We start from the raw sequence: 27,000 nt of genomic DNA on the forward strand, positions 1-27,000 counted from the left end.
CCGGGCTCCGCCTGCGGCGGCTTCTTCAAGCGCAAGCCCGGTGTCGTCATCGCGGCGGCGGTCGCGGGTCTGCTCGTCATCGGCGGCGGCACCTGGTTCGTCGTCAGCGGTGGCGACGGCGACGAGGACAAGCCGAGCATCAGCAAGGACAAGGACGCCAAGCCGACAGGCTCGGAGGAGCCCGACAACGGCGACGGCACCGGCGGCGGGCGTGAGGCGCAGGACGACCTCAACGCCGGGCGCAAGGACGGCGAGTCGAAGATCCTGTGGCTCCAGACGAACGACGTCGACCTGCCGAAGAACGGCTCCGACGTGTACGGCCCCTGGTTCGCCGGCGACATCGTCGCCAAGGCCATGTACAAGAAGATCGCCGGTTACGGCGCCGCCGACGGCAAGCAGAAGTGGACCCTCACCCTGCCCGCCGAGGTCTGCGCGGCCCCCACGGTCTCCACCGACGACGGCAAGATCGTCCTCGGGATCAAGGACGGCGTCACGGAGAAGTCCGACTGCACCATCCTCCAGCAGATCGACCTCAAGACGGGGAAGGCCGGCTGGAAGCAGGAGTTGAAGCAGAAGGGCAACTTCGACTTCCTCTCCGACATCACCATCGCCATCAACGGCGACACCGTCTCCGCCGCCCGCACCGGGCATGTCGACGCCTTCCGGATGAGCGACGGCAAGGCGCTCTTCGACGAGGTGGCCGGCGACTGCCAGCCCGACGCGGTCTCCAGCGGCGCCCGGATGATCGCCGCCGAGTCGTGCCCCGGCGGTGACATCGACAAGCAGCAGAACCAGGTGCAGGAGCTGGACCCGACCACGGGCAAGGCCCTGTGGACGTACAAGCTCAAGACCAACTGGGAACTCGACAAGGTCTATTCGAGCAATCCGATCGTCCTGTCGCTGACCGAGCCGGACAAGAAGTCCTGGGCGATCGTCGCGCTCAACGACAACGGCACCGTGCGCTCCCAGATCGACGGCGGCAAGGACAAGTTCCAGCCCAACTGCGGCGGAAGCTTCATCGTCTTCGGCGCCAACCTCGACGGCTGCGTCGGTGTCGCCGCCGACGCCAACACCTTCTACATGGCGACGCAGCCGAGCGAGACCGGTGCGTCGGGGACCAACGAGGTCATCGCGTTCGACCTCGCCAACGGCAAGGCCAAGTGGCGTGCCAAGGCCCCGGCCGAGACCGTCATGACACCGCTGCGGATGGAGGGCGCGAACGTGGTTCTCTACTTCGAGCCGTCGTACGACAAGGGCGGCGCCGTCGCGACGCTGGCACCCACCGGAGGAGCGCCGAAGGTGCTGCTCCAGAACCCGGAGTCCACCGCCCAGATCGAGAACTCCTTCTACGACTCCGAACTGGACTACGTGGACGGGCGGTTCTACGTGACCAGCAGCCGGGTCAGCGCCAGCGACGACAAGGCGGAGATGCAGACGAAGACCATGATGGCGTTCGGCAAGTGATACGCCTCGTGACGCACCTCGTGTCCCTCTCCCGGCCGCTCCCGCTCCGTACGTACTCCGATTCCCCAGAGGTAAGCACGCCATGACGCAGCCTCCCCAGCCGCCCAACGAGCCCCCGCAGGGGGGGTTCGGCGCGCCGCAGGAGCCACCCGCCGGTGGTTTCGGCGCCCCGACGCCGCCGCCCGAGCAGCCCGGCTACGGCTATCCGCAACAGCCTCCCGGCCAGCCGCAGTACGGCTACCCGCAGCAGGGCCCGCCGCAGCAGCCTCCCGGCCAGCAGCCGCAGTACGGCTATCCGCAGCAGCCGCCGACCCAGCCCATGGGCCAGCCGGTGGGCCAGCCGCAGTACGGGTATCCGCAGCAGGGCCAGCCCCAGTACGGCTACCCGCAGCAGCCCGGCCAGCCGTACACCCAGCCCGGCATGGGCGGTCCCGGCGGTCCCGGTACGCCCGGCGGCGGCAAGAAGATCAGCACGCAGACGCAGATCATCATCGCCGCGGTCGTCGCCGTCGTACTGATCGTCGGCGGTGGCGTCTACCTCGTCTCCGGCGACGGCGACGGCAAGAAGGACGAGGCCAAGAAGTCCGGCACCAAGGACGGCGGGAAGGACGGGGGCGACGAGAAGTCCCTCGGGGGCGGCGGCAAGGAGAAGGCCCCGGCCAGCACCAAGTCGAAGGTCGCCTTCCAGCTCCCGCAGCCCAAGGTCGCCGACATCACCGACGTGTCCGGCTCCTGGATCACCGAGAAGGCTTACGTCAAGACCGGCGTGAACCAGATCGTCGGCTACGAGCCCGACAGCGGCAAGCAGCTCTGGACCATCCCGCTGCCCGGCCAGGTCTGCGCGGCCTCGCGCCACGCCACCGACGACAACAAGACGGCCGTCGTCTTCGCGGCGAGCAAGCCGACCCCCAAGGACAAGTACGTCCAGTGCACCGAGGTCGGCGCGATCGACCTCGACGCCGGCAAACTGCTGTGGACCGAGTCGGTCTCGGGCGGCAACGCCGGTGACGACAAGGCCGCCTTCCGCGAGGTCACCCTCAGCGGCACGACCGTCGCCGTCGGCGGCACCGACGGCGGCGCGGCCTTCGACCTCGGCTCCGGCGACAACCTGTGGAAGCCCGAGGTCAAGGCCGACGGCTGCTACGACATGGGGTACGGGGGCGGCCCCGGACTGGTCGCGGCCCGCAAGTGCGGCTCGTACGACAACCCGACGGTCCTCGTCCAGAATCTGAATCCGTCCGACGGGGCGCCGATCTCCGAGTTCAAGATGCCCGCGGGCGTCGAGTACATCTCCATCGTCTCCACCAAGCCGCTCGTCGTCGCGGCCGACGTCGGCGACACCGCCGGTGACGGCAGCGGCGTCTCGGACTTCTTCTCCATCGACGAGAAGACCGGCAAGCTGCGCGCCAAGATCCCGGTGGACTCCGACCGGTACGCGCCCAACTGCGGCTCCACCGAGGTCGAGCAGTGCAGCAAGCTCGCCGTCGGCAACGACCGGATCTATGTCCCGACCGAGGAGCACGAGGGCACCGGCGACGACTACGGCCAGACCAACGAGATCGTCTCCTTCGACCTCGGGACCGGCAAGGCCACGACGGACCGGGCCGACGCGGGTGAGCGGTACGCGATGTACCCGCTGCGCATGGACGGGTCGAACATCATCGCGTACAAGTGGCCGCCCTACGACAAGGGCGGACAGATCGTCTCCATCGACGGCGGGACCTTCAAGGAGACCGTCCTGATGGAGAACCCGGGCGACGAGTCCGTACGTGACGCCGAGACCAGCTTCTCGCTGGACGGCGCCGAGGTCCGGTTCGGCAACGGCCGGATGTACACGTCGGAGACGCTCATCAGCGAGCAGAGCACCTCCAGCGACCGCAAGGAGTACCTCGTGGTGGCGTTCACCACCAACTGACGGGGAAGTCACCGATCGCCGGCCATCGATTCCTCGCTGAATAGCGGCGAATTCGACAAGTAGGCGTCTTCTTACCCGTATGGGGGCGCGCGACTTCCGGTGAGCGTGTAGCTTGCCGGGTCAAGAAGGGCCGGGGGGCCCGTAGCCGGCGGGGATGGGGTAGCTCGATGGGCGTACGGCTCATGGTGGTCGACGACCACAGATTGCTCGCCGAGGCGCTCGCCTCGGCCCTGAAACTGCGCGGGCACCGGGTGCTCGCCGCGGCGGCGCCCACGGCGGGCGCCGCCGAACTCGTCGTGAGCCGGGCGCCCGAGGTGTGCCTCATGGGGACCGCGGCGCCGGACGAGCCCGGCGCCTTCGACCCGATCGTACGGATCCGGCGCGACCGCCCGCAGGTGGCGGTCCTGGTGCTCGGGCCGGTGCCGAACCCCCGGGGTATCGCCGCCGCCTTCGCGGCCGGGGCGTGCGGCTACGTACGGCACGACGAGCGCATCGAGGGCGTCGAGCGGGCGATAGTGAAGGCGCGGGCGGGCGACGCGGCCGTGGCGCCGGGGCTGTTGCAGGGGGCGTTCGCGGAACTGCTGAATCCGGCGGTCCAGCCCGACGACGAGGGGCAGCGGCTGCTGCGGATGCTCACCCCGCGCGAGATCGAGGTGCTGGTACGGGTCGCCGAGGGCGAGGACACCCGGCTGATCGCCGCCGGCATGGGGATCGCGCCGAGCACCGCCCGTACGCATGTGCAGCGGGTCCTGATGAAGCTGGGCGTCGGCTCCCGGCTGGAGGCCGCCGCCCTGGCGGCGCGCACGGGCCTGCTGGACCGGGCGGCCGTGTCGGTGCTGCCGGACGGGCCGGGGAACGGCCCGTCCGGCAGCTGAGGGTTACGCCTCGGTGTCCGCGGAGTCCGCCGCGGGCGGCGGCGGTATCTCCGTCGGCCGCAGCTTCATCCAGCCCAGGAAGAACAGGCCGAGCGCCAGCATCGCGAGGCCCGTCCAGAGGTTGATGTTGACGTCCTCGGCCTTCTTCATGTCGGCGTCGGACACGAAGATCCCGGCGACGGTGACGATCACGCCGTACAGGGTGAACAGACCGCCGATGATGAGCCGGATGTCGAACAGGCGGGCCGCCGTGGCGGACCTGCCTTCCAGTTCGGAGACTTCCTTGTGCAGGTCGGACATGGTGTGTGCCTCCGTTTCGGTCAGAAGGAGTAGGGGATGTAGCAGGCCGCGGCGAGGACGATCGCGCCCCAACCGAGCAGCGCGGGCCTGCGGTACCAGGCGTCGTCGCCCTCGGCCGGTGCCTCGCTCATGCCGGGCGACGTCGTCCCGTACACCAGGCCCGCGAGTTCGGACTCCGGCTTCGGCGCGGTGAACAGCGTGACGGCGACCATGACGACGGCGCCGGCGACGAAGCCGACGATCGCGGAGACGAAGTTGGCGCCCTGGTCACTGGGGATGTCGATGACGCCCTGCTTGTAGATCCAGAAGTAGTTGACCATCGCCGCCGTCGTACCGGCGACCAGACCCCAGACGCCGGACTTCATCGAGGCGCGCTTCCAGAACATGCCGATGATGAAGACCACGAACATCGGCACGTTGAAGAAGGAGAACAGCGTCTGGAGGTAGCTCATGATGTTGGAGAAGCTGGCGGCGATGAAGGCCGTGCCGATGGAGGCCAGCACGCCGATCGCGGTGATCAGCCGGCCGAAGCGCAGGTAGTACGTGTCCTCCCGGTCCTTGGCCACGTACTTCTGCCAGATGTCCGTGGTGAAGACGGTGTTGAAGGACGACACGTTCGCCGCCATACCGGCCATGAAGGCGGCCATCAGACCCGTGACGGCGATCCCGAGCACCCCGTTGGGCAGCAACTCCTGCATCAGCAGCGGTATCGCGTCGTTGTACGTCAGGTCCGAGCCCGCCGTGCCTATCTTCGGCACGATCACGGCGGCGACCAGGCCCGGGATCATCACCGCGAAGACGATGAAGATCTTCGGGAACGCGGCGATCAGCGGGGTGCGCTTGGCGGCGGAGAGGTTCTTCGCGGAGAGCGCGCGCTGCACCTCGGCGAAGTTCGTCGTCCAGTAGCCGAAGGAAAGCACGAAGCCGAGGCCGAGGATGATCGTCAGCCAGTTCGCGCCGAGCGGGTTGGCGTCGCCGATGCCCGTACCGCCCCACGCGCTCAGGAAGTTGTCCCCCTTGCTCGCGCTCAGCGAGTCGGTCAGTCCGTCCCAGCCGCCGACCCGCTTGAGGCCGAGGACCGTCAGGGGTATCAGCGCGGCGAGGATGACGAAGAACTGGAGGACCTCGTTGTAGATCGCCGACGACAGACCGCCGACGGTGATGTACGCGAGGACGAAGAACCCGGCGACGACGATCGAGACCCACTGGGGCCAGCCCAGCAGCGCCTCGACCACGATCGACAGGGCGTAGAGGTTGACGCCCGCGATGAGGATGGCGGCGAAGGCGAAGAGGACCGAGCTGAGCAGGTGCGCCGGCTTGTCGAAGCGCTGGAGCAGGAACTCGGGGACCGACCGCACCTTGGAGCCGTAGTAGAACGGCATCATCACCAGGCCGAGGAAGACCATGGCGGGGATCGCGCCGATCCAGTACCAGTGCACGACGGCGACGCCGTACTGGGCGCCGGTCGCGGCCATGCCCAGGATCTCGGTCGCGCCGAGGTTGGCGGCGACGAACGCGAGGCCGGTCACCCAGGCCGGCAGGGATCTGCCGGAGAGGAAGAAGTCCAGGCTCGTCTTGACGCTCGCCCGTGCGGCGAAGCCGATGCCGAGGACGACGATGAAGTAGATCGCCAGGATCGTGTAGTCGAGTCCGTTGGTGGGGAGCCGAAGTCCTTCGGCGAGGTGATATGTGGGGGACTGCATGGGGGTACCCGCTTCGTCGCGTGAACGTTACTTCGGTGGAACCGTTGACTTCGTCGGAACCTACGCCTGCCCTTACCGAAACTGAACACTTTTGATGGTGTTCTTTGTTCGATCGTGATCGAGTGCCATGGCCGTTGACGTCTGTGTGGGCTCGTGGTTAGTTATGTTTAATTCTGTTTGGGTGCCAGCTCGGGTGCGGCCGGAGGAAAGATCGATGAAGAAGACGGTGACGGCGCTCGCCGACGGCCGGGAGCTGATCTACTACGACTCCCGTGACGGAGCCGTACGGGACTCCGTGGACCTGCGGCCCCTCGAACCGATCTCCACCACCTCCCAGATCCGCCACGACCCGCTGCTCGGCGACTCGGTCGCCGTCGCCTCGCACCGCCAGGGCCGCACGTACCACCCGCCGGCCGGCGAGTGCCCGCTCTGCCCCACCGACGCCGCGGCGGGCCGCCTCAGCGAGATCCCCGACAGCGACTACGACGTGGTCGTCTTCGAGAACCGCTTCCCCTCCCTCGCCGGGGACGCCGGGCGCTGCGAGGTCGTCTGCTTCACCTCCGACCACGACGCCTCCTTCGCCGGTCTCACCGCGGACCGGGTCGCGCTCGTCCTCGGCGCATGGACCGACCGCACCGCCGAACTCGCCGAACTTCCGCAGGTGGAGCAGGTGTTCTGCTTCGAGAACCGCGGGCCCGAGATCGGTGTGACCCTGGGCCACCCGCACGGGCAGATCTACGCGTACCCCTTCGTCACCCCGCGAACCGAACGGATGTCCCGCTCGGTCGCCGAGCACCGGGCGGCCACCGGGCGCAACCTCTACGACGACGTCGTGGAGCGCGAGCGGGCCGCCGAGCGGGTGGTCCTGTCGGGTGAACACTGGGTGGCGTTCGTGCCGTACGCGGCGCACTGGCCGTACGAGGTGCACCTGTACCCGCTGCGCCGGGTGCCGGACCTGCGGGAGTTGGACGAGGCGGCGCGCGCGGAGTTCCCGGCCCTCTATCTGGAGCTGCTGCGGCGCTTCGACCGGATCTTCGGGGAGGGGGAGCCGCCGACGCCGTACATCTCGGCCTGGCACCAGGCGCCGTTCCGTGCCGCCGGGCGGGCGGACTTCGCGCTCCACCTGGAACTTTTCACCATCCGCCGCACGTCGGGCAAGCTGAAGTTCCTCGCGGGATCCGAGTCCGGCATGAACGTCTTCATCAACGACGTGCCGCCGGAGACCGCGGCCCGGAGACTGCGAGAGGTAGCGAGCACGTGAGTGGCAAGTATCTGGTTACGGGTGGCGCGGGGTACGTCGGCAGCGTGGTCGCCACGCATCTGCTGGAGGCCGGGCACGAGGTGACCGTGCTCGACGACCTCTCCACCGGCTTCCGCGAAGCGGTCCCGGCGGGCGCCGAGTTCGTCGAGGGCCGGGTGCACGACGCGGCGAAGTGGCTCGACCCCTCCTACGACGCGGTGCTGCACTTCGCGGCGTCCTCACAGGTCGGCGAGTCCGTCGCCAAGCCGGAGAAGTACTGGGACAACAACGTCGGCGGATCGATGGCGCTGCTGGCCGCGATGCGCACCGCGGGCGTCCGCAAGCTCGTCTTCTCCTCGACGGCGGCGACGTACGGGGAGCCCGTCTCCACCCCGATCACCGAGACCGACCCGACGGTGCCGACCAGCCCGTACGGCGCGACGAAACTCGCCGTCGACCACATGATCGGCGGCGAGTGCGTGGCGCACGGACTGGCGGCGGTGTCGCTGCGGTACTTCAACGTGGCGGGCGCGTACGGGAGTTACGGCGAGCGCCATGACCCGGAGTCGCACCTGATCCCGCTCGTGCTGCAAGTCGCCCTCGGCGCACGGGAGTCGATCGCGGTGTACGGCGACGACTACCCGACGCCGGACGGCACCTGCGTACGCGACTACATCCATGTCGCCGACCTCGCCGACGCCCATCTGCTCGCGCTGGACGCGGCGGTGGCGGGGGAGCACCTGGTGTGCAACCTCGGCAACGGCAGCGGCTTCTCCGTCCGCGAGGTCATCGAGACCGTCCGTACGGTCACCGGGCACCCGGTGCCGGAGGTCGCGGCCCCGCGCCGGGCCGGCGACCCGGCGGTCCTGGTCGCCTCCGCCGCCACGGCGCGTGAGCGCCTGGGCTGGACCCCGAGCCGCGCCGACCTGGCGGGGATCGTCGCGGACGCGTGGGCGTTCGCACGCCGAGAGGAGACACACGGGTGAGCGTCACCGCGCGGTTCGCGGAACTTTACGGCTCCGGGCCCGACGGCGTGTGGGCCGCGCCGGGCCGGGTCAATCTGATCGGTGAGTACACGGACTTCAACGACGGCTTCGTGATGCCGCTCGCGCTGCCGCACACCACGGTCGCGGCGGTCTCGCGGCGGACGGACGGGGTGCTGCGCGTGCACTCCGCCGACGTACCGGGCGGGGTGATGGCCCTCGGCGCCGACGATCTGGTGCCCCTCACCGAGACGGGCTGGCCCGCCTATCCGGCGGGCGTCGTCTGGGCGCTGCGCGAGGCGGGGCACACGGTGCCCGGCGCCGACATCCATCTCACGTCGACAGTACCGACGGGGGCGGGCCTCTCGTCGTCGGCGGCGCTGGAGGTCGTGACGGCCCTCGCGCTCAACGACCTGTACGAACTGGGCCTGACCGGGCCCGAGTTGGCGGTCCTCGCGCAGCGCGCCGAGAACGAGTTCGTGGGCGTGCCGTGCGGAATCATGGACCAGATGGCCTCCGCCTGCTGCACGGACGGCCACGCGCTGTACCTCGACACCCGCGACCTCACCCAGCGCCAGGTCCCCTTCGACCTGGAAGCCGTCGGACTCCAACTGCTCGTCGTGGACACCCGGGTGAAGCACGCCCTGGGCGACGGCGCGTACGCGGAGCGGCGCGCCGGTTGCGAGGCCGGCGCGCGGGCGCTCGGCGTGCGCACGCTGCGCGAGGTGGAGTACGCGCATCTGCCCGCCGCGCTGGCACGGCTGACGGACGAGGAGGAGAAGATACGCCGCTATGTCCGCCACGTCGTGAGCGACAACCACCGCGTGGAGCGGGTCATCGCCCTGCTCGACACGGACGACGTCGGGGCGGTGGGCCCCGTCCTCACCGAGGGCCACACCTCACTGCGCGACGATCTCCGGGTCTCCTGCCCCGAGTTGGACCTCGTGGTCTCCTCCTCCCTCGCGGCGGGCGCCCTGGGCGCGCGCATGACGGGCGGCGGCTTCGGCGGCTCGGCGGTGGTCCTGACGGAGTCCGCTGACGCGGACACGGTGACGAAGGCGATCCTGGAGTCCTTCACGGCCTCGGAACACACCGCCCCCCGCGTCTTCCCGGCGGTCCCGTCACGAGGGGCGCACCGGGTGGAGTGAGGGCCGCGGGCCCCGCGCGGCCGTGGCTCGCCGCTCAGGTGAGCCGCTTGGTGAAGAAGTACTCCGTGATGCCCGGCGGGTAGTCCGGGATGTGGCCCGCCAGGTCGTAGCCCTGGGCCCGGTAGAACGCCGGGGCCTGGAAGTCCCAGGTCTCCAGGCGGGCATGGAGGCAGCCACGGGTGCGGGCCAGCTCCTCCGCCTCCTTCAGGAGGCGGGTGCCGAGGCCCGTGCCACGGTGGGCGTCATCGATCCACAGCAGGTCGACATGGAGCCAGCGCGCCCAGATGTGCGCCGCGAGGCCGCCCGCCAGCGCGCCCGTCGACTCCTCCATCAGCCATACGTGCAGCGGGACTTCCTCCTCCTCGGCCGTCCCCCGCAGCTCCCGCAGGACGGGCGAACGGGCGGTGTTCGTCGCCCGCAGCCGTTCGCCCAGCAACGCACGTCGTTCTTTGTCGACTTCTGTCTCGATACGAAACATGCGCCCCACCCTAACCAGCCGTCGCCGATCAGTTCTGTAAATAGTCTTCCGCTCCGGGCCCCCGCCCGTACGCTGATGCACAGCACCGGTGGGGGCCGGTGCTGATCAGGGAAGCGAGACAGTCGGGTGCGACGCCCGGGGGTGGGTGGGCAGCCGCACGGCGGCGGCCGTGGCGGTACCAGTCACCCTTCGGGCGCGGTACCCGCGTCGTCCGCGCCCCGACATCTGGGGGTGTCAATTGGTCCGTATCAGGGTTCTCGTGGTGGACGACCACCGCATATTCGCCGAGTCGCTGGCAGCCGCCCTCGCGGCGGAGCCCGACGTGGACGTCGCCGCCGCCGGCAGCGGGCCCGCCGCGCTGCGCTGTCTTGAACGGGCCGCGTCCGAGGGGCGCACGTACGACGTGCTGCTGGTCGACGCCGACCTGGGCATCGTCGCGGGTCCCGGCAGTGGCCCGGTGGCCCGCGCCGTACCGGACAACGGCGACGGCGGGTTCGGGCTCGTCGACGGCATCTCGCTGGTCGCGGGCGTCCGTTCGGCACAGCCCTCCGTACGGTGCGTCGTCCTCGCGGAGAAGGACGACCCGGGCCGCGCGGCCCTCGCGCTCCAGGCCGGCGCGTCCGGCTGGGTCGCCAAGGACTGCTCGCTGCAACGGCTGCTGGCCGTGATCAGGGGCGTCCTGCGCGACGAGACGCATCTGCCGCCCGCGCTGCTCACGGCCGTACTGCGGGAGCTGACGGCTGCGCGCAAGCACCGCACGGACAGCGAGCGCCTGGTCGACTCGCTGACGCCGCGCGAGCTGGAGGTGCTGCGCTGCATGGTGGCGGGCCTGGGACGCAAGGCCGTGGCCGAGCGCCTCTTCCTGTCCCCGCACACCGTCCGTACGCATATGCAGAACGTGCTCGGGAAGCTCGGCGTGCACTCGACACTGGCGGCGGTGGCGCTGGCCCGCCGGGCGGGAGTGGGCCCGGTGGACCTGGGCGGCGGCACGGACGCGGTACGGGTCGGCTGAGCCCGCGGTCCCTCAGCCGGGGATGTTGTCGAACGGCGCGGTCAACCGGCGCAGCAGCGCGGCCAGTTCGCCGCGCTGCCCGCGCGACAGCTCCGCGAGGATCGCGCGCTCCTGCGCGAGCAGCCCCGCCAGCGCCTGGTCGGCGCGGTCCCGCCCCTCGGGCGTGAGCCGTACGAGCACCCCGCGCCGGTCGCTGGGGTCGGGCAGCCGCTCGACCAGGTCCTTCTTCGCCAGCCGGTCGATGCGGTTGGTCATCGTACCCGAGGTGACCAGGGTCTGGGTGAGCAACTGACCGGGGGAGAGCTGGTACGGCGCGCCGGCCCGCCGCAGCGACGTCAGGACGTCGAACTCCCACGGCTCCAGGTTGTGCTCCGAGAACGCGAGCCGCCGGGCCCGGTCGAGATGGCGCGCGAGCCTGCTGACGCGGCTGAGCACCTCAAGTGGTTCCACGTCGAGGTCCGGCCGCTCCCGGCGCCATGCTGCGACCAGACGGTCGACCTCGTCCTCCATGGCGATCAGTGTAGATGGTCTGTCGACATGAAGTCTCTTGACGTCAAGATATACTTGGAGGCACGCTTGGGCATGGTCGGGCGCGAACGGGAATCCGCCCGTCCGTTCCGTACCCCGAGGGGGCTTCACACATGCGTTCGACAACCACTTCGCCGCCGTCCACTCCCGCGCCGACCTGGGACCCGCAGCAGTACCTCCGCCACTCCGCGCACCGCGCCCGCCCGTTCCTGGACCTGCTGGCCCGGATCCCCGAACTCCCGAACGGCGACCGCCCCGCCCGGATAGCCGACATCGGCTGCGGCCCCGGCAACGTCACGGCGCTCCTCGCCGAACGGTGGCCCACCGCCCACATCACCGGCTACGACCTCTCGCCCGAGATGCTGGCCCGTGCGGAGAAGGAGTACGCCGGCCCCACCCCCGGCGGCGGCCTGCTGGACTTCCGGCTCGCCGACGCCGCGAAGTGGACACCCGAGGAGCCGTACGACCTGATCGTCTCCAACGCCGCACTCCAGTGGGTGCCGGGCCACGCCGAGTCCTTCGCGGGCTGGATCGACGCGCTGACCCCCGGCGGTACGTTCGCCTTCCAGGTCCCCGGGAACTTCACCGCCCCCAGCCACGCGCTCCTCGGCGAACTGTGCGAGACACCGCGCTGGAGCGAGCGCCTCGACAGCCACGGCCGGCGCTTCGTACACATCCTGGACCCCGCCGACTACCTGGTGCGCCTCACGGACCTCGGCTGCGCGACGGACGCGTGGGAGACCACGTACCTCCAACTGCTCACCGGCGAGGACCCGGTACTGGACTGGGTCAAGGGCACGGCCCTGCGCCCCGTCCTCACCGAACTCGCCGACGACCCGGAGGAGGCCGCGCAATTCCTCGTCCAGTACGGCGACATGCTCCGCAAGGCGTATCCGCCGGGCCCGCACGGCACGGTGTTCCCGTTCCGCCGGATCTTCGCGGTGGCACGGAGGCAAGCCTGATGCTCGCGGCCGTCGACCATGTGCAACTGGCCGCCCCGGCGGGCTCGGAGGACGCCCTGCACGCGTACTACGTCGATGTCCTCGGCATGACCGAGATCCCCAAACCGCCCGCGCTGGCGGCACGCGGCGGCTGCTGGTTCCGGTCCGGCCCGGTCCAGCTCCACCTCGGCATCGAGCCGGACTTCCGCCCGGCCCGCAAGGCCCACCCGGGCCTGCGGGTCACCGGCATCACCGCGTACGCGACCCGCCTGTCGTCCCTGGGCGCGCCGGTGACCTGGGACGACAACCTCCCGGGCCACCGCCGCTTCTACTCGGACGACCCGGTGGGCAACCGCCTGGAGTTCCTGGAGCCGGTGACCTGAAGGTGGGCGGCATGAGAACACCGGGGCGCCACGAGAACGTGGCGCCCCGGTGGTGGGACTGGTCCTGGAGCGGGTCTCAGAGAGCCCGCAACGCGTCCAGTGTGATGTCCATGTCGACGGTGAAGGGAACGGCCGTCTTCAGGCGTTCGTGGTGGATGCCCGAGAGCGCGTACGTTTTGGACACCGGGTCCAGTTCGTAGACCCGCACGACCGGGTGTCGGTCCGAACCGGCCATGTCCACCAGCCAGAAGTACGGGATGCCCGCAGCCGCGTACTTCCGCGGTTTGGCGTCCTGGTCACGGACCTCGGAATCCGGTGAGATCACCTCGACGGCCAGTAGGACGTCGGCTGCCTGGAAGCGGGTCTGTTCGAGATCGATGACCCCTTCCGCGCGGACGACCGAGATGTCGGGCTCCGGACCGTTGCGGTTGTCCAGCAGCACGGTCATCTCGCGATAGACCTTCCTGTCTGGCGGTGCGGTGCTGCGTAGGCCGCTCACCAGCAAGTCGATCATCATGCTGTGGAAAGCGCGCTGCGGACTCACGAAAACAAGGCTCCCGTCGATCAACTCTGTGTGAGGCGGGAGATCGGGCAGCGTGAACAGATCGTCCACGGTGTAGCCGTCCTGCGGGGGCACCGGCCAGCGATGCTCGGCCTTGACGGGCTCGGCGGTCATGATTCCTCCCATGGACGGAATACTGGGCCTCTCATCACACCGTAGCGGCCAGAATCCGCCTTCGTCATCACAAAGAGTGACTACGGGCTTGGCCCGGCTTGCTTTCAAACCTTCCGGTGCCCTATGAGCCGCGGCTTCGCCTCCAGATTCCCCAGCCCGTGCCAGGCCAGATTCACCAGATGCGCCGCCACCTCGTTCTTCTTCGGGCGGCGGGTGTCCACCCACCACTGGCCCGTGAGCGCCACCATCCCCACCAGGGCGTGGGCGTACAGGGGGGCCAGTTTCGGGTCGAAGCCGCGGGCCTTGAACTCCATGCCGAGGATGTCCTCGACCTGCGTGGCGATGTCACTGATCAGCGAGGCGAACGTGCCCGTCGACTGCGCCACCGGCGAATCGCGGACCAGGATGCGGAAACCGTCCGTGTACTCCTCGATGTAGTCGAGGAGCGCGAACGCCGCCTGCTCGCACAGCTCGCGCGGGTGGCCCGCCGTCAGGGAGCTGGTCACCATGTCGAGCAGCTGGCGCATCTCACGGTCGACCACGACCGCGTACAGCCCTTCCTTGCCGCCGAAGTGCTCGTACACCACCGGCTTGGAGACGCCCGCCTTCGACGCGATCTCCTCCACCGACGTGCCCTCGTAGCCCTTCTCGGCGAACAGGGTGCGGCCGATGTCCAGCAGTTGCTCGCGACGCTCCTTGCCGGTCATCCGGACCCGGCGGGAACGCCGGGGCGTGCCTGAGGTGGTCCGGCTCTTGTCGGTGTCGCTCTTACCGCCGTCGATCGCCACGTTGCCAATCATGCCGCGTTGGGATGGTCAATTTTCCGCCGGGCCTCCAGCCTTCCGGCGTCGGGCCAGCGCACACTGTGCACCCAACCGATCATCTCGAACCACCGGATCAGCCGGGCGCTGGAGTCGATCTGGCCCCGCAGCACACCGTGCCGCGCGCTCGTGGGGTCCGCATGGTGCAGGTTGTGCCATGACTCGCCACAGGACAAGACCGCCAGCCACCACACATTGCCTGACCGGTCACGCGACTTGAAGGGCCGCTTGCCCACCGCGTGGCAGATCGAGTTGATCGACCACGTCACGTGGTGCAGCAGCGCCACCCGTACCAACGAGCCCCAGAAGAACGCCGTGAACGCGCCCCACCAGGACATCGTCACCAGCCCGCCGATCAGCGGCGGCAGCGCCAGCGACACGAACGCCCACAGCAGGAACTGCTTCGAGACCCGCCGGATCGACGGGTCCCTGATCAGATCCGGCGCGTACTTCTGCTGCGACGTCTGCTCCTCGTCGAAGAGCCAGCCGATGTGCGCCCACCACAGCCCCTTCAGCAGCGCGGGCAGCGTCTCGCCGAACCGCCACGGCGAGTGCGGGTCGCCGTCCGCGTCGGAGAACTTGTGATGCTTGCGGTGATCGGCGACCCAGCGGACCACCGGACCCTCCACGGCCATCGATCCCGCCACGGCCAGAGCGATGCGCAGCGGACGGCGGGCCTTGAACGAGCCGTGCGTGAAATACCGGTGGAAGCCGACCGTGATGCCATGGCAGCCGATGAAGTACATCGCCACGAGCAGACCCAGATCGAGCCAGCTCACGCCCCATCCCCAGACCAGCGGAACGGCGCCGAGCAGGGCGATGAACGGGACGACGATGAACAGCAGGAGCGTGATCTGCTCCAGCGAGCGCTTGTTCTCCCCGCCGAGCGTTGCGGAGGGAACGGGCACGGCGGAGTCGGTGGAGGTGGCGGGAGCGGTGGGGGTGGAATCGTCCGGCGCAGGCTGGGCCTGTGAGGAGTCGCCGAGAACGTCAGGGCTTGTCGACATGGGTGTGTCCCCTGGGGGTGTGGAATGCGGCATTCTGCCCGTCTACGGGCGCGTAACCTACGGCATCGTAAGTATGGCAGTGAGAAGGCACGCGACAAGGGGCCTGTGGATAACGGCGCGCGAAGGACACCTATCCTTGTGACGTCGGACAGCGCGGTCCGGTCGAACAGTCTCTCCAGAACCTTCTCCTCCCGACGTGATCAAACACTGCAAGGAGCCGCACCTGTGAGCAGTGCCGACCAGTCCCCGACCGCCGACAGGCCGCCCACCGAACTGCCGTCCATCCCCGAGGGCTCCCCGACCGCCAATGTGGAGCTGCGCTCCGACATCCGCCGGCTCGGCGACCTCCTGGGCGAAACACTCGTACGCCAGGAGGGCCCCGAACTCCTCGACCTCGTCGAGCGTGTCCGCGCCCTCACCCGCGAGGACGGCGAAGCAGCCGCCGCGCTGCTCGGCGACACCGACCTGGAGACCGCCGCGAAGCTCGTCCGCGCCTTCTCCACCTACTTCCACCTCGCCAACGTCACCGAGCAGGTCCACCGTGGCCGCGAGATGCGCGACCGCCGCGAGGCCGAGGGCGGGCTCCTCGCCCGTACCGCCGACCGGCTCAAGGACGCCGACCCCGAGCACCTGCGTGCCACGGTCAAGAACCTCAGCGTCCGCCCCGTCTTCACCGCGCACCCCACCGAGGCCGCGCGCCGTTCCGTACTGAACAAGCTCCGCCGGATCGCCGAACTCCTCGAAGTCCCGGTCATCGCCGCCGACCGGCGCCGCCACGACCTGCGGCTCGCCGAGTCCATCGACCTCATCTGGCAGACCGACGAACTGCGCGTCGTACGGCCCGAGCCCGCCGACGAGGCCCGCAACGCCATCTACTACCTGGACGAACTGCACGCCGAAGCAGTCGGCGACGTCCTCGAAGACCTCGTCGCCGAACTGGAGCGCGTCGGCGTCGAACTGCCCTCCGGCACCCGCCCCCTCAGCTTCGGCACCTGGATCGGCGGCGACCGCGACGGCAACCCGAACGTCACCCCCGCCGTCACCTGGGAAGTGCTGATCCTCCAGCACGAACACGGCATCACCGACGCGCTGGAGCTCATCGACCAGCTGCGCGGCCAGCTCTCCAACTCCATCCGGTACGCGGGCGCCACCCAGGAACTCCTGGACTCGCTCGCCACCGACCTCGACCGGCTCCCCGAGATCAGCCCCCGCTACAAGCGCCTCAACGCGGAGGAGCCGTACCGCCTCAAGGCCACCTGCATCCGGCAGAAGCTCGTCAACACCCGCGAGCGCCTCGCCAAGGGCACCCCGCACAGCGAGGGCCGCGACTACCTCGGCACCGCACAGCTCCTGGCAGACCTCACCCTCATCCAGGAGTCGCTGCGCTCCCACCGCGGCGGACTCTTCGCCGACGGCCGCATGGACCGCACCATCCGCACGCTCGCCGCGTTCGGACTCCAGCTCGCCACCATGGACGTACGAGAGCACGCCGACGCCCACCACCACGCGCTCGGCCAGCTCTTCGACCGGCTCGGCGAGGAGTCCTGGCGGTACGCGGACATGCCGCGCGAGTACCGGCAGAAGCTGCTCGCCAAGGAGCTGCGCTCGCGCCGCCCGCTGGCGCCCACCCCGGCCCCGCTGGACGCCGCCGGCGAGAAGACCCTCGGTGTCTTCCACACCGTCAAGCAGGCCTTCGAGCGCTTCGGCCCCGAAGTCATCGAGTCCTACATCATCTCGATGTGCCAGGGCGCCGACGACGTCTTCGCCGCCGCCGTCCTCGCCCGCGAGGCCGGACTGGTCGACCTGCACGCCGGCTGGGCGAAGATCGGCATCGTGCCGCTCCTGGAGACCACCGACGAGCTGCGCGCCGCCGACATCATCCTGGACGAGATGCTGGCCGACCCCTCCTACCGACGCCTCGTCTCGCTGCGCGGCGACGTCCAGGAGGTCATGCTCGGCTACTCCGACTCGTCCAAGTTCGGCGGCATCACCACCAGCCAGTGGGAGATCCACCGCGCCCAGCGCCGGCTGCGCGACGTCGCGCACCGCTACGGCGTACGCCTGCGGCTCTTCCACGGCCGCGGCGGCACCGTCGGGCGCGGCGGCGGCCCCTCGCACGACGCGATCCTCGCGCAGCCCTGGGGCACGCTGGAGGGCGAGATCAAGGTGACCGAGCAGGGCGAGGTCATCTCCGACAAGTACCTGATCCCCGCCCTCGCCAGGGAGAACCTGGAACTGACCGTCGCCGCCACCCTCCAGGCGTCCGCGCTGCACACCGCGCCCCGCCAGTCCCAGGAGGCGCTGGCGCGCTGGGACGCCGCGATGGACACCGTCTCGGACGCCGCCCACGGCGCGTACCGGGGCCTTGTCGAGGACCCGGACCTGCCCGCGTACTTCTTCGCGGCCACCCCCGTCGACCAGCTCGCCGACCTGCACCTGGGCTCACGCCCCTCCCGGCGCCCGGACTCCGGCGCCGGACTCGACGGGCTGCGCGCCATTCCGTGGGTCTTCGGCTGGACGCAGTCGCGGCAGATCGTGCCCGGCTGGTACGGGGTCGGCTCAGGCCTCAAGGCGCTCCGCGAATCGGGTCTCGACCCGGTCCTGGACGAGATGCACGAACACTGGCACTTCTTCCAGAACTTCCTCTCCAACGTCGAGATGACGCTCGCCAAGACCGACCTGCGGATCGCCAGGCACTACGTCGACACCCTCGTGCCCGACGAGCTGAAGCACGTCTTCACCGCCATCGAGGAGGAGCACGCGCTCACGGTGCGGGAAGTCCTGCGGATCACCGGCAACGAGGAGCTGCTGGGCTCCAACCCGGTGCTGCGCCAGACGTTCGCCATCCGCGACGCCTACCTCGACCCGATCTCCTACCTCCAGGTCTCGCTCCTCGCGCGCCAGCGCGCGGCGGCGGCCCGCGAGGAGGCACCGGACCCGCTGCTCGCGCGGGCGCTGCTGCTGACGGTGAACGGGGTGGCCGCGGGGCTGCGCAACACCGGCTGAGCGAATCAGGGGCAGGGGCAGGGGCCGGGCGCCGTACGGACGGTGCCCGGCCCCTGTCACGTCAGAGCGCGAAGAACGCCCCCGCCAGCAGCGCCGCGCCCGCCAGCGCCGTGGCCCACGCCGTACGCGTCAGCCGCAGCCCGCCGCCGACCACCGGCGCCGCCAGCAGCAGCGCGCCACCGAGGGGCACCCACGCCAGCAGCGCGCCGGAGGAGCCGGCGCGCACCAGTTCGTCGGTGCCGGGCTTCAGCACCACCTCGTAGTCCCGGCCCTTCCTCACCGCCACCGACCGCTCGATGGGCGCCCCGGCGCGCGGCCCGACCGGGCCCTCGGGGTCGTATGTGCCCGTACAGGCCGTGTCGCCGCACTCGGTGACCGAGAGCGTTCCGTGTTCGCGGCCCTTGGAGAGCAGCACATGCTGCGCCGTACCCCAGGACGTCCAGAAACCCGCGGCGAGCAACAGCGCGGCGACGCACGCCATCACGACACGGCGGCCCACCGACAGCGCCAGTTGGGACGAGCTCGGCTTCATGGACCGCGATCCTTGGCCATCCGGACGCAGTCGGTCAACTTGTGGCTGACGAATGGTCGTTGTTGTCAGGAGTTGTACGCGCTCTGCGCCCGCTCCAGGCCCTCCGTCACCAGACACTCCACCGCGTCCGCCGCGCGGTCCACGAGGTAGTCCAGCTCCTTGCGCTCCACCGAGGAGAAGTCCTTCAGCACGAAGTCGGCCACCTGCATCCGCCCCGGCGGCCGGCCGATCCCGAACCGTACGCGGTGGTACTCGGGGCCCATCGACTTCGTCATCGACTTCAGACCGTTGTGACCGTTGTCCCCGCCGCCCAGCTTCAGCCGCAGCGTGCCGTAGTCGATGTCCAACTCGTCATGGATCGCCACGATGTTGGCCGTCGGCACCTTGTAGAAGTCCCGCAGCCCGGCGACCGGACCGCCGGACAGATTCATGAACGACAGCGGCTTCGCCAGCACCACCCGCCGGCTGCCCGGCCCCATCGGCCCCACCCGGCCCTCCAGGACCTGGGCCTGGGCCTTCTGCGCGCGCTTGAACGAGCCGCCGATCCGGCCCGCGAGGAGATCGGCCACCATGAAACCGACGTTGTGGCGGTTGGCCGCGTAACCCGGGCCGGGATTGCCCAGGCCCACGATCAGCCACGGGGCGGTGACATCGGTCGTCATCTGCGCTGCGTCTCCTCAGGACGAAGAAGAACGGGGTGGCGGGCACCGGCCCGCCACCCCGTCGGGCAAAGCGATTCTCAGGATCGGACCGTCACCGAGGCTCAGGCCTCGGCGGCGGCCTCGTCCGACGCCTCGTCGGCGGCCGGCTCCTCCGCCTGCGCGGCCAGGACCTGGATGACGACCGCTTCCTCGTCGGTCACCAGCGTGGTGCCGTCGGGCAGCGGGACGTCCTTCGCGACGATGGACGCACCGGCCTCCAGGCCCTCGACGGAGACCGTCACGGACTCGGGGATGTGCGTGGCCTCGGCCTCGACGGTCAGGGTGCTCAGCACGTTCTCCAGGAGGAACGGGCCCGGGGCCAGCTCGCCCTCGGTGTGCACCGCGACCTCGACCGTGACCTTCTCGCCGCGCTTCACCGCGAGCAGGTCGACGTGCTTGATGAAGCCCTTGAGCGCGTCACGCTGGACGGCCTTGGGGATCACGAGCTCCTTGCGGCCCTCGATGTCGACGCTCAGCAGGGCGTTGGCGGTCTTGAGCGCCATCATCAGGTCGTGACCCGGCAGGGAGATGTGGACGGGGTCGGCGCCGTGACCGTAGATGACCGCGGGAACCTTGTTCTCACGGCGGGTACGGCGGGCGGCGCCCTTGCCGAACTCGGACCGGACCTCAGCGGTGATCTTGACCTCAGCCATGACTGCACTCCTCGTAGATGACACATAGGTGACGTTGAGACTGGTGGTCACCCGGCCACGACAGGCCTGCTACGAAGAGCGCGTCGATAACGGACAGCCGCGAATGAAAGCGGCCTCCCTCGCCGAGCAACTCGATGAGTCTACCCGGCGGGGAGGCCGCCCCAGAAATCGATCTTCACCGCGCCATGCGTGCGGGGATTTCTACGCCTGCTCGTCGAAGAGGCTGGTCACCGAACCGTCCTCGAACACCTCACGCACCGCGCGCGCGATCGTCGGCGCGATCGACAGGACCGTGATCTTGTCCATCTCCAGATTGCCCGGGTCGGGCAGCGAGTCCGTGAAGACGAACTCGCTCACCTTCGAGTTCTTCAGCCGGTCCGCCGCCGGACCCGACAGCACACCGTGCGTCGCCGTCACGATGACGTCAGCGGCGCCGTGCGCGAACAGCGCGTCCGCGGCGGCGCAGATCGTGCCGCCCGTGTCGATCATGTCGTCCACCAGGACACAGACCCGGCCCTCGACGTTGCCGACGACCTCATGGACCGTCACCTCGTTGGCGACGTCCTTGTCGCGGCGCTTGTGCACGATCGCCAGCGGCGCGTCCAGCCGGTCGCACCAGCGGTCCGCCACCCGTACGCGGCCGGCGTCCGGCGAGACCACCGTCAGCTTCGTACGGTCGACCTTCGTCGCCACGTAGTCCGCCAGGATCGGCAGCGCGAACAGATGGTCCACCGGGCCGTCGAAGAAGCCCTGGATCTGGTCCGTGTGGAGATCGACGGTCAGGATGCGGTCCGCGCCGGCCGTCTTCATCAGGTCCGCGACCAGCCGGGCCGAGATCGGCTCACGCCCACGGTGCTTCTTGTCCTGCCGGGCGTATCCGTAGAAGGGGACGATCACCGTGATGCTCCGGGCGGAAGCCCGCTTCAGAGCATCGATCATGATCAACTGCTCCATGATCCACTTGTTGATCGGAGCGGTGTGGCTCTGGATCAGAAAACAGTCCGCGCCGCGCGCGGACTCCTGATAACGCACGTAGATCTCGCCGTTGGCGAAATCGAATGCCTTGGTCGGCACTATCCCGACACCCAGCGTATGGGCGACCGCCTCGGCCAGCTCGGGGTGGGCGCGGCCGGAAAAGAGCATCAGCTTCTTCTCGCCGGTCGTCTTGATCCCGGTCACAGCACAGTCTCCTCAGACGTGTTGATTGCTGCTGCACCCGCGCGTCCCTGCGAGCCAGCCGAACGTGAGCATCTATCACGGTACGCGCTGTACGCAGCGCCTGTTTCCGGTCAGCTTTCGAGCGCGAGCTCATCGGCGGCAGCGGCGGCGGCCTGCGCGGCGGCGCTGCCGGGCCGCTTGCGGGCCACCCAACCCTCGATATTCCTTTGCTGGCCCCGCGCGACGGCCAGCGAACCCGACGGGACGTCCTTGGTGATGACCGACCCCGCCGCGGTGTAAGCACCGTCCCCGACAGTGACAGGCGCCACAAACATGTTGTCTGAACCTGTCTTGCAGTGTGAGCCGATCGTCGTGTGGTGCTTCGACTCGCCGTCGTAATTCACGAACACGCTCGCCGCACCGATGTTCGTGTGCTCACCGATCGTCGCGTCGCCGACATAACTCAGGTGCGGCACCTTCGAACCGTCGCCGATCGACGCCTTCTTCATCTCCACGAACGTCCCGGCCTTCGACTTCACACCGAGCTTCGTACCGGGGCGCAGGTACGCGAACGGGCCCACCGACGACCCCTCGCCCACCTCCGCGTCGATCGCCACGGTGTTGTCCACCCGGGCGCCCACACCCACCAGGGTGTCCGTCAGCCGCGAGTTGGGGCCCACCTCGGCGCCCTCCGACAGATGCGTCGAACCCAGCAGCTGCGTCGCCGGATGCACGATCGCGTCCGGCTCGTACGTCACCGTCACATCGATCAGCACCGACCCCGGATCCACCACCGTCACACCGGCGGTCATCGCCCGCTCCAGCAGCCGCTCGTTCAGCAGCCGGCGCGCCTCGGCCAGCTGTACGCGGTTGTTGATGCCGAGGATCTCGCGGTGGTCGGCCGTGACGGAGGCGCCGACGCGGTGCCCGGCGTCGCGCAGGATGCCGAGGACGTCGGTCAGATACTCCTCGCCCTGGCTGTTGTCCGTCCGGACCTTGCCGAGCGCCTCTGCGAGCAGCCGCCCGTCGAACGCGAACACCCCGGAGTTGATCTCCCGTACCGCGCGCTGCTCGTCGGTCGCGTCCTTGTGCTCCACGATCCCGGTGACGGCGCCGCTCGCCTCGTCGCGCACGATGCGCCCGTATCCGGTCGCGTCCGGGACCTCGGCGGTCAGCACGGTGACGGCGTTGCCCTCCTTCTCGTGCAGCTCGGCGAGCCCGGCGAGCGTCGAGCCCGCCAGCAGCGGGGTGTCCCCGCACACGACGACGACGGTCCCGTCGGGGGCCTGCCCCAGCTCCTCGACGGCCATCCGGACGGCGTGCGCGGTGCCGTTCTGCTCGGCCTGGAACGCGGTACGCACACCGGCGTACGTCCCGTCGAGATGCCCCTCGACCAACTCCCGCGCGTGCCCGACGACGACGACGAGATGCTCGGGCTCCAGCTCCCGGGCGGCGGAGACGACATGACCGACGAGCGAGCGCCCGCAGATCTCGTGCAGAACCTTGGGAGTCTTCGACTTCATGCGGGTGCCCTCACCCGCTGCGAGGACGACGACGGCTGCCGGGCGATTGGCGCTCACGGGAATGCCCTTCGGCTTCGGATGCTTGGCTGCTGGACATCCGCAGGATACCGGGGGGTTTCGGGACGGAAACGAAGGCGGGTCCTGACCGGAGAGGTCAGGACCCGAACTTGCTGGCTCCGCCGGCTGGATTCGAACCAGCGTCTCAAGGCTCCAAAGGCCTGCGGGATGCCGCTACCCCACGGCGGATCACCACCCGAGACCCTACCTGAGACGTGGGGTGGCGCTCGCAACGGTGCCGTGCCACCAGCCGTCGATGCGGCGGTACAGGTCGGCGCCCTGTGCGACCCGGATGACGAGGCAGCCTCGGTAATGCTCACCTGTGTTCCGACGCACCGTCTTCGGGTTGTGCTTCTTGAGCGTCGGCCTCTGCAGCGCGGACGGATCGATACGGACGTGATCCGCCCAGTAACGCTCGGCTTCCGCCACGTCCGCCGATTCGTGGATGGACACGCGGTAGCAGAGCCTCTCGGGTTCCACTCCGAGCATGTCCAGCCAGGCCAGATAGACCGTGATCACGTTCGGGTCGCTGTTGATGAAGGTAACGCTCTCCCGGCGGTCGTAGGACTTGTCTTTCGCTCCTTCCGCCCAGTACAGGGCGACGCCGGTGAAGAAGAGCTCCCGATCGGTCAGTGTGCCGATCTCTGCAGCGGCGGCGGCCTTGGTGCGGCTGCGCTCCGCGTCGCGGACCTTCAGTTCGTGCTCCCAGCGTTTGCGTGAAGCGAGTCTCGCCTGCTCCGTGGCATCGGGCCGCTCCGGCTTCGGCAGGTCCCGTACCCATAACGAGATCGAACTCTTCGAGCACCCCAGCTCCAGCTGGATCTGGTCGTAGGTAAGGCCCCGGAGGCGCAGCTCCCGTGCCTTCCCCCGTAGGTCGTCCTTCGCGTTCGGGCGCTTCGTCCATTCCGGGACCGGCTCGCCCTCAAGTAGGCGGTTCAGGATGTCGTTGTTGTGTACGTGGATGCGGTCACGGATCTGGCGGCGGCTCAAGCCCTCCCGGCGAAGCGCCACCGCCTGCTCACGAAGTGCCTCGAAGTCCACACTTTTGTCGTTGATTGCTGTCATACGGAGATCGTCGTCCGGAATCCGGACGTCCGGCTCGAATGTGTGGACGGTTCGCCGGATCGTGTGAGCGGTCGCCGTTCCGCTTGTTCGAGGGCTGTTCGTGTGCTCGTCGCACTCCCCGGAAATTGACTCGCGACCGCCCTTAGGCTGGACGCATGACCGCAACGGGGGCATACGAGGAGGCCGGGGGTCTGACCACCCGTGGGCTCTGGTGGTGGACGCGGCGGCGCAGCGTCGTGCTGGATGTGGGGCTGGCCGGTGTGTCCGCCCTGGAGTGCGCGTTCGAGGGGATCAGGTTCGCGGGCAGTGCCCAGCTGCCGGTGGCCTTCGGGGTGGTTTTCGGGGTGCTGGTCGGGTCCGTGCTGCTGTTGCGGCGGCGGTGGCCGATGGCCGTCGTGCTCGTGTCCGTCGCCGTCACGCCCGCCGAGATGGGCATCCTCCTGTCGACCGTCGGGCTCTACACGCTCGCCGCCTCCGACGCGCCCCGCCGGATCATCGGGGCGCTGGCCGGGATGTCGCTCGTCGGGACGCTCATCGTCGCCTTCGTACGGACGCGGCAGGACATGGTGGGCACGGATCTCGGGTCGACGACGCGGTGGTACATCCCGCTGATCGCCGTCTTCATGGCGCTGAGCCTGGCGCTGCCCCCCGTGCTCCTCGGCCTCTACGTAGGAGCCCGGCGGCGGCTCATGGAGAGCCTGCGGGAGCGGGCCGACAGCCTGGAGCAGGAGCTGTCGCTGCTCGCCGACCGGGCCGAGCAGCGGGCGGAGTGGGCGCGTACGGAGGAGCGGACCCGGATCGCGCGGGAGATGCACGACGTGGTGGCGCACCGGGTGAGTCTGATGGTCGTGCACGCCGCCGCGTTGCAGGCGGTGGCGTTGAAGGATCCCCAGAAGGCCGTGAAGAACGCCGCGCTGGTGGGGGACATGGGGCGGCAGGCGTTGACGGAGCTGCGGGAGATGCTGGGCGTGCTGCGCGCCGGGGAGCAGCAGGCGGCGCGGAAGGTGGCCGACACGGCGCCCTTGGCTTCGGTGGGTGTCGCGGCAGCGGCGGCGGCGGACGCGGCCGCCGCGGAGGCCGGGCCGGGGATGGGCGACATCGAGACGCTGGTGGGTCAGTCGCGGGACGCGGGGATGGTCGTGGAGCTGGCGGTGCAGGGGGAGTCGCGTTCGTACGCCCCGGAGGTGGAGCAGACCGCGTACAGGGTGGTGCAGGAGGCGCTGACGAACGTGCACAAGCACGCGGCCGGGTCGAAGGTGATGGTGCGCCTGGCGCACCGGGAGGCCGAGGTCGCGATGCAGGTGGAGAACGGCCCGTCGTACGGCGTGGCCGACGCCGGGCTGCCCAGCGGCGGCAACGGGCTGGTGGGGATGCGGGAGCGGGTGCACGCGCTGGGCGGGGTGTTCGTGTCGGGGGAGACGGACGCGGGGGGTTTCCGGGTGTCGGCGGTGCTGCCGGACGACCGGGCCGCCGCGTGAGGGTGCCCGGCGGGCCGGGTGGGTCGCTCAGTCCGACGTGAGCCGCTGCGGCTGTGTTCCCGTCACCAGCGACGCCAGGGCCTGGTCGATGTGCGGGCCCAGGTACCAGTCGCCGGTGTGGTCGATGGAGTAGACGCGGCCCGTGGCGTCGACCGCGAGCACGGCCTGGCCGTCGCCCTCCTCACCGATCGGGCTGATCTCGGTGTCCAGTGAGCGCCCGAGGTCGCCGAGCGTACGGGCGAGATGGATGCCGGCCAGCGGATCGAACCGTACGGTCGCCGGGGCGATCTGCCGCCCCGGTGGGGGCCCGGTCACCGTCAGCCCGCCGAACTCCGCCCAGATCTCGACGACGGCCGCGAACACGGCGTGCACGTGCCCGGCCGGGGTGGTGTGGGCGCGCAGGGTGTCCGCCCACTCCTCGGCCTGCCGCATGTCCCAGCGGCCCGGCTGCCAGCCGGCCTCGCGCAGGGCGACGTCGACGGCGACGGGGAAGCGGGTGGTGGTGAGATCGGGCATCGGGCGGTCAGCCGTTCTGCGTCGGGTCGACGGGGCGTACGCCGAAATGGGCGAGCATCGCCGTACAGGAGCGGCAGGGCGGCGCGTAACTGCCGTGGAGCGGGTCGCCGTCCTCCCGGATGCGGCGGGCGGTGAGTTTGCCGTGCTTGAGGGAGCGGCGGGCCTCGCCGTGGGTGAGGGCCTTGCGCTGGGCCCGCTTGGAACGGGCGCCCTCGACGGCGGTCAGGTGCCGGGACAGCAGTATGGCTTCGGGGCAGCGGCCGGTGAATCGTTCCCGCTGACCGCTGGGGAGGGTGTCCAGGAAGTCCTGTACGAGGGGATGCAGGGCGGGTGGCTGGTCGGCCTTGCCCGCGGTGCACGTGAGATTTTCGCCACGCACGGAGAGGGCGGCGGCGACGGCGGGCAGGATCCCGTCCCGGCGCTGGCGGAGCGCGGGCGGGCGGTGCGGTTCGGTGCTGCTCCAGCTCAGTCGGGGGTCGCCGGAGGCCGTATCGGCGGCCGCGGCTCCGCCCGGGGCTCCGGCTCCGGTCATGTCCGTGACGACGCGGCCCGACGGCCTCCCTGGGTGGCCCGGTGAGCCGAGGCGTGGATCTCCCGATGTGTCCTGTTGTGCTGTGTGCAAAGCGCTGTCCCTCCCTACGCAATCCCCACGCAATCCCCCGAGTTGCGGGGGACAGCCTGCCAAATGTGACACGTCGTGGGGAAGTCGGGGCGGTATCGGGGCGTGGCGTCGTCGCTGCGTGACCTGGGGTGACCGGTTGTCACCGACACCCGAACGGGTGCCACGCGGAGGGTTTGCGGCGGGGCGGAGAGGTGACGGAAGCGCGGCGGAGGCGG

At 69.8% G+C, this 27,000-nt stretch carries 26 protein-coding genes and 1 tRNA gene; 11 read left to right on the plus strand and 16 right to left on the minus strand.

The window, feature by feature from the left end:
* The 3 genes from BHU15_RS13300 to BHU15_RS13310 form a co-directional block, all read left to right on the plus strand.
* Nucleotides 1-1,464, plus strand: a 1,464-nt coding sequence (locus tag BHU15_RS13300; RefSeq protein ID WP_069627372.1) for an outer membrane protein assembly factor BamB family protein, incomplete at its 5' end; no start/stop codon positions are given.
* Between the two features lie 82 nt (nucleotides 1,465-1,546).
* Nucleotides 1,547-3,379: an outer membrane protein assembly factor BamB family protein gene (locus BHU15_RS13305; RefSeq protein WP_069627373.1), complete on the plus strand. Its 1,833-nt coding sequence runs from the start codon at nucleotides 1,547-1,549 to the stop codon at nucleotides 3,377-3,379.
* Nucleotides 3,380-3,546: 167 nt separating this feature from the next.
* Entirely contained in the window at nucleotides 3,547-4,254 is a 708-nt protein-coding gene (locus BHU15_RS13310; RefSeq protein WP_069627374.1) for a helix-turn-helix transcriptional regulator, read from the plus strand.
* A gap of 3 nt (nucleotides 4,255-4,257) precedes the next feature.
* Here BHU15_RS13310 and BHU15_RS13315 read toward each other — a convergent pair whose 3' ends face one another.
* Together BHU15_RS13315 and BHU15_RS13320 are read right to left on the minus strand one after the other, a co-directional pair.
* Nucleotides 4,258-4,554: a hypothetical protein gene (locus BHU15_RS13315; protein ID WP_023541165.1), complete on the minus strand. Its 297-nt coding sequence runs from the start codon at nucleotides 4,552-4,554 to the stop codon at nucleotides 4,258-4,260.
* 20 nt (nucleotides 4,555-4,574) lie between these two features.
* Nucleotides 4,575-6,257 (minus strand): sodium:solute symporter family protein, encoded by a 1,683-nt coding sequence (locus tag BHU15_RS13320; protein WP_069627375.1) that lies wholly within the window; start codon nucleotides 6,255-6,257, stop codon nucleotides 4,575-4,577.
* 214 nt (nucleotides 6,258-6,471) lie between these two features.
* Between BHU15_RS13320 and galT the strand changes: the two genes are divergently transcribed.
* From galT to galK, 3 genes are read left to right on the plus strand one after another with little or no spacing between them, the layout of a single operon-like run.
* Nucleotides 6,472-7,518: a galactose-1-phosphate uridylyltransferase gene (gene galT / locus BHU15_RS13325; RefSeq protein ID WP_069627376.1), complete on the plus strand. Its 1,047-nt coding sequence runs from the start codon at nucleotides 6,472-6,474 to the stop codon at nucleotides 7,516-7,518.
* Nucleotides 7,515-8,483, plus strand: coding sequence for a UDP-glucose 4-epimerase GalE (gene galE, locus BHU15_RS13330; protein ID WP_069627377.1), 969 nt, complete (start codon nucleotides 7,515-7,517; stop codon nucleotides 8,481-8,483). The genes galT and galE overlap by 4 nt, the downstream gene beginning before the upstream one ends.
* Nucleotides 8,480-9,628 (plus strand): galactokinase, encoded by a 1,149-nt coding sequence (gene galK / locus BHU15_RS13335; RefSeq protein WP_069627378.1) that lies wholly within the window; start codon nucleotides 8,480-8,482, stop codon nucleotides 9,626-9,628. Before galE ends, galK begins: the two co-directional genes overlap by 4 nt.
* Before the next feature lie 34 nt (nucleotides 9,629-9,662).
* Here the strand turns inward: galK and BHU15_RS13340 are convergent, their stop codons facing one another.
* The gene (locus BHU15_RS13340; RefSeq protein WP_069627379.1) at nucleotides 9,663-10,106 is read right to left on the minus strand and encodes a GNAT family N-acetyltransferase; all 444 of its coding nucleotides are present in this window, start codon (nucleotides 10,104-10,106) and stop codon (nucleotides 9,663-9,665) included.
* A gap of 238 nt (nucleotides 10,107-10,344) precedes the next feature.
* Here BHU15_RS13340 and BHU15_RS13345 point away from each other — a divergent pair, with 238 nt between their 5' ends.
* Nucleotides 10,345-11,118 carry a LuxR C-terminal-related transcriptional regulator gene (locus BHU15_RS13345; protein ID WP_069627380.1) on the plus strand — a complete coding sequence of 258 codons (774 nt, stop codon included), beginning with the start codon at nucleotides 10,345-10,347 and terminating at the stop codon, nucleotides 11,116-11,118.
* Nucleotides 11,119-11,130: 12 nt separating this feature from the next.
* On the opposite strand, the gene tamR is transcribed toward BHU15_RS13345, so the two are convergent.
* Entirely contained in the window at nucleotides 11,131-11,628 is a 498-nt protein-coding gene (gene tamR / locus BHU15_RS13350) for a MarR family transcriptional regulator TamR (RefSeq protein ID WP_023541172.1), read from the minus strand.
* A gap of 131 nt (nucleotides 11,629-11,759) precedes the next feature.
* Here tamR and BHU15_RS13355 point away from each other — a divergent pair, with 131 nt between their 5' ends.
* Complete coding sequence (locus tag BHU15_RS13355; RefSeq protein WP_069627381.1) at nucleotides 11,760-12,608, plus strand: trans-aconitate 2-methyltransferase; 849 nt, start codon at nucleotides 11,760-11,762, stop codon at nucleotides 12,606-12,608.
* The gene (locus BHU15_RS13360) at nucleotides 12,608-12,970 is read left to right on the plus strand and encodes a VOC family protein (RefSeq protein WP_069627382.1); all 363 of its coding nucleotides are present in this window, start codon (nucleotides 12,608-12,610) and stop codon (nucleotides 12,968-12,970) included. The genes BHU15_RS13355 and BHU15_RS13360 overlap by 1 nt, the downstream gene beginning before the upstream one ends.
* A 76-nt stretch (nucleotides 12,971-13,046) precedes the next feature.
* Here the strand turns inward: BHU15_RS13360 and BHU15_RS13365 are convergent, their stop codons facing one another.
* From BHU15_RS13365 to BHU15_RS13375, 3 genes are all read right to left on the minus strand, one after another.
* Nucleotides 13,047-13,646, minus strand: a complete 600-nt coding sequence (locus BHU15_RS13365) for a Uma2 family endonuclease (protein WP_069627383.1) — start codon at nucleotides 13,644-13,646, stop codon at nucleotides 13,047-13,049.
* Nucleotides 13,647-13,750: 104 nt separating this feature from the next.
* Nucleotides 13,751-14,446: a TetR/AcrR family transcriptional regulator gene (locus BHU15_RS13370; protein WP_069627384.1), complete on the minus strand. Its 696-nt coding sequence runs from the start codon at nucleotides 14,444-14,446 to the stop codon at nucleotides 13,751-13,753.
* Nucleotides 14,443-15,474: an acyl-CoA desaturase gene (locus BHU15_RS13375; protein WP_079128114.1), complete on the minus strand. Its 1,032-nt coding sequence runs from the start codon at nucleotides 15,472-15,474 to the stop codon at nucleotides 14,443-14,445. Before BHU15_RS13375 ends, BHU15_RS13370 begins: the two co-directional genes overlap by 4 nt.
* A gap of 282 nt (nucleotides 15,475-15,756) precedes the next feature.
* Between BHU15_RS13375 and ppc the strand changes: the two genes are divergently transcribed.
* Nucleotides 15,757-18,480 carry a phosphoenolpyruvate carboxylase gene (ppc, locus tag BHU15_RS13380; protein ID WP_247748474.1) on the plus strand — a complete coding sequence of 908 codons (2,724 nt, stop codon included), beginning with the start codon at nucleotides 15,757-15,759 and terminating at the stop codon, nucleotides 18,478-18,480.
* 61 nt (nucleotides 18,481-18,541) lie between these two features.
* Here ppc and BHU15_RS13385 read toward each other — a convergent pair whose 3' ends face one another.
* From BHU15_RS13385 to BHU15_RS13415, 7 genes are all read right to left on the minus strand, one after another.
* The gene (locus tag BHU15_RS13385) at nucleotides 18,542-19,012 is read right to left on the minus strand and encodes a hypothetical protein (protein WP_069627386.1); all 471 of its coding nucleotides are present in this window, start codon (nucleotides 19,010-19,012) and stop codon (nucleotides 18,542-18,544) included.
* A 65-nt stretch (nucleotides 19,013-19,077) separates the two neighbouring features.
* A complete protein-coding gene (pth, locus tag BHU15_RS13390; protein ID WP_069627387.1) occupies nucleotides 19,078-19,674 on the minus strand; it encodes an aminoacyl-tRNA hydrolase in 597 nt (198 codons plus the stop codon).
* Between the two features lie 101 nt (nucleotides 19,675-19,775).
* Entirely contained in the window at nucleotides 19,776-20,366 is a 591-nt protein-coding gene (locus BHU15_RS13395; RefSeq protein ID WP_023541180.1) for a 50S ribosomal protein L25/general stress protein Ctc, read from the minus strand.
* 201 nt (nucleotides 20,367-20,567) lie between these two features.
* On the minus strand, nucleotides 20,568-21,545 hold the full coding sequence (locus tag BHU15_RS13400; protein ID WP_069627388.1) for a ribose-phosphate diphosphokinase: 978 nt from the start codon (nucleotides 21,543-21,545) through the stop codon (nucleotides 20,568-20,570).
* A gap of 110 nt (nucleotides 21,546-21,655) precedes the next feature.
* Nucleotides 21,656-23,104, minus strand: a complete 1,449-nt coding sequence (glmU, locus tag BHU15_RS13405) for a bifunctional UDP-N-acetylglucosamine diphosphorylase/glucosamine-1-phosphate N-acetyltransferase GlmU (RefSeq protein WP_069627389.1) — start codon at nucleotides 23,102-23,104, stop codon at nucleotides 21,656-21,658.
* Between the two features lie 114 nt (nucleotides 23,105-23,218).
* Nucleotides 23,219-23,293 (minus strand) — tRNA-Gln (locus BHU15_RS13410).
* 15 nt (nucleotides 23,294-23,308) lie between these two features.
* Nucleotides 23,309-24,169 carry a hypothetical protein gene (locus tag BHU15_RS13415; protein WP_069627390.1) on the minus strand — a complete coding sequence of 287 codons (861 nt, stop codon included), beginning with the start codon at nucleotides 24,167-24,169 and terminating at the stop codon, nucleotides 23,309-23,311.
* A 155-nt stretch (nucleotides 24,170-24,324) separates the two neighbouring features.
* Between BHU15_RS13415 and BHU15_RS13420 the strand changes: the two genes are divergently transcribed.
* Nucleotides 24,325-25,647 carry a sensor histidine kinase gene (locus tag BHU15_RS13420; RefSeq protein ID WP_031231275.1) on the plus strand — a complete coding sequence of 441 codons (1,323 nt, stop codon included), beginning with the start codon at nucleotides 24,325-24,327 and terminating at the stop codon, nucleotides 25,645-25,647.
* A 27-nt stretch (nucleotides 25,648-25,674) separates the two neighbouring features.
* Here BHU15_RS13420 and BHU15_RS13425 read toward each other — a convergent pair whose 3' ends face one another.
* Together BHU15_RS13425 and BHU15_RS13430 are read right to left on the minus strand one after the other, a co-directional pair.
* Nucleotides 25,675-26,163: an SUKH-3 domain-containing protein gene (locus BHU15_RS13425; protein WP_069627391.1), complete on the minus strand. Its 489-nt coding sequence runs from the start codon at nucleotides 26,161-26,163 to the stop codon at nucleotides 25,675-25,677.
* Between the two features lie 7 nt (nucleotides 26,164-26,170).
* A complete protein-coding gene (locus BHU15_RS13430; protein ID WP_069627392.1) occupies nucleotides 26,171-26,695 on the minus strand; it encodes a YwqJ-related putative deaminase in 525 nt (174 codons plus the stop codon).
* Nucleotides 26,696-27,000: the final 305 nt, after the last annotated feature.

It is taken from the genome of Streptomyces niveus (assembly GCF_001723055.1).
Classification (GTDB): Bacteria; Actinomycetota; Actinomycetes; order Streptomycetales; family Streptomycetaceae; genus Streptomyces; species Streptomyces niveus.

What these genes read in the sequence shown, in the direction of transcription:
- BHU15_RS13305 (WP_069627373.1), top strand. Translation starts at nt 1,547, where the DNA reads ATGACGCAGCCTCCCCAGCCGCCCAACGAGCCCCCGCAGGGGGGGTTC.
- BHU15_RS13310 (WP_069627374.1), top strand. Translation starts at nt 3,547, where the DNA reads ATGGGCGTACGGCTCATGGTGGTCGACGACCACAGATTGCTCGCCGAG.
- BHU15_RS13315 (WP_023541165.1), bottom strand. Translation starts at nt 4,554, where the DNA reads ATGTCCGACCTGCACAAGGAAGTCTCCGAACTGGAAGGCAGGTCCGCC.
- BHU15_RS13320 (WP_069627375.1), bottom strand. Translation starts at nt 6,257, where the DNA reads ATGCAGTCCCCCACATATCACCTCGCCGAAGGACTTCGGCTCCCCACC.
- galT (WP_069627376.1), top strand. Translation starts at nt 6,472, where the DNA reads ATGAAGAAGACGGTGACGGCGCTCGCCGACGGCCGGGAGCTGATCTAC.
- BHU15_RS13340 (WP_069627379.1), bottom strand. Translation starts at nt 10,106, where the DNA reads ATGTTTCGTATCGAGACAGAAGTCGACAAAGAACGACGTGCGTTGCTG.
- tamR (WP_023541172.1), bottom strand. Translation starts at nt 11,628, where the DNA reads ATGGAGGACGAGGTCGACCGTCTGGTCGCAGCATGGCGCCGGGAGCGG.
- BHU15_RS13355 (WP_069627381.1), top strand. Translation starts at nt 11,760, where the DNA reads ATGCGTTCGACAACCACTTCGCCGCCGTCCACTCCCGCGCCGACCTGG.
- BHU15_RS13360 (WP_069627382.1), top strand. Translation starts at nt 12,608, where the DNA reads ATGCTCGCGGCCGTCGACCATGTGCAACTGGCCGCCCCGGCGGGCTCG.
- BHU15_RS13365 (WP_069627383.1), bottom strand. Translation starts at nt 13,646, where the DNA reads ATGACCGCCGAGCCCGTCAAGGCCGAGCATCGCTGGCCGGTGCCCCCG.
- BHU15_RS13370 (WP_069627384.1), bottom strand. Translation starts at nt 14,446, where the DNA reads ATGATTGGCAACGTGGCGATCGACGGCGGTAAGAGCGACACCGACAAG.
- BHU15_RS13375 (WP_079128114.1), bottom strand. Translation starts at nt 15,474, where the DNA reads ATGTCGACAAGCCCTGACGTTCTCGGCGACTCCTCACAGGCCCAGCCT.
- BHU15_RS13385 (WP_069627386.1), bottom strand. Translation starts at nt 19,012, where the DNA reads ATGAAGCCGAGCTCGTCCCAACTGGCGCTGTCGGTGGGCCGCCGTGTC.
- pth (WP_069627387.1), bottom strand. Translation starts at nt 19,674, where the DNA reads ATGACGACCGATGTCACCGCCCCGTGGCTGATCGTGGGCCTGGGCAAT.
- BHU15_RS13395 (WP_023541180.1), bottom strand. Translation starts at nt 20,366, where the DNA reads ATGGCTGAGGTCAAGATCACCGCTGAGGTCCGGTCCGAGTTCGGCAAG.
- BHU15_RS13415 (WP_069627390.1), bottom strand. Translation starts at nt 24,169, where the DNA reads ATGACAGCAATCAACGACAAAAGTGTGGACTTCGAGGCACTTCGTGAG.
- BHU15_RS13420 (WP_031231275.1), top strand. Translation starts at nt 24,325, where the DNA reads ATGACCGCAACGGGGGCATACGAGGAGGCCGGGGGTCTGACCACCCGT.
- BHU15_RS13425 (WP_069627391.1), bottom strand. Translation starts at nt 26,163, where the DNA reads ATGCCCGATCTCACCACCACCCGCTTCCCCGTCGCCGTCGACGTCGCC.
- BHU15_RS13430 (WP_069627392.1), bottom strand. Translation starts at nt 26,695, where the DNA reads ATGACCGGAGCCGGAGCCCCGGGCGGAGCCGCGGCCGCCGATACGGCC.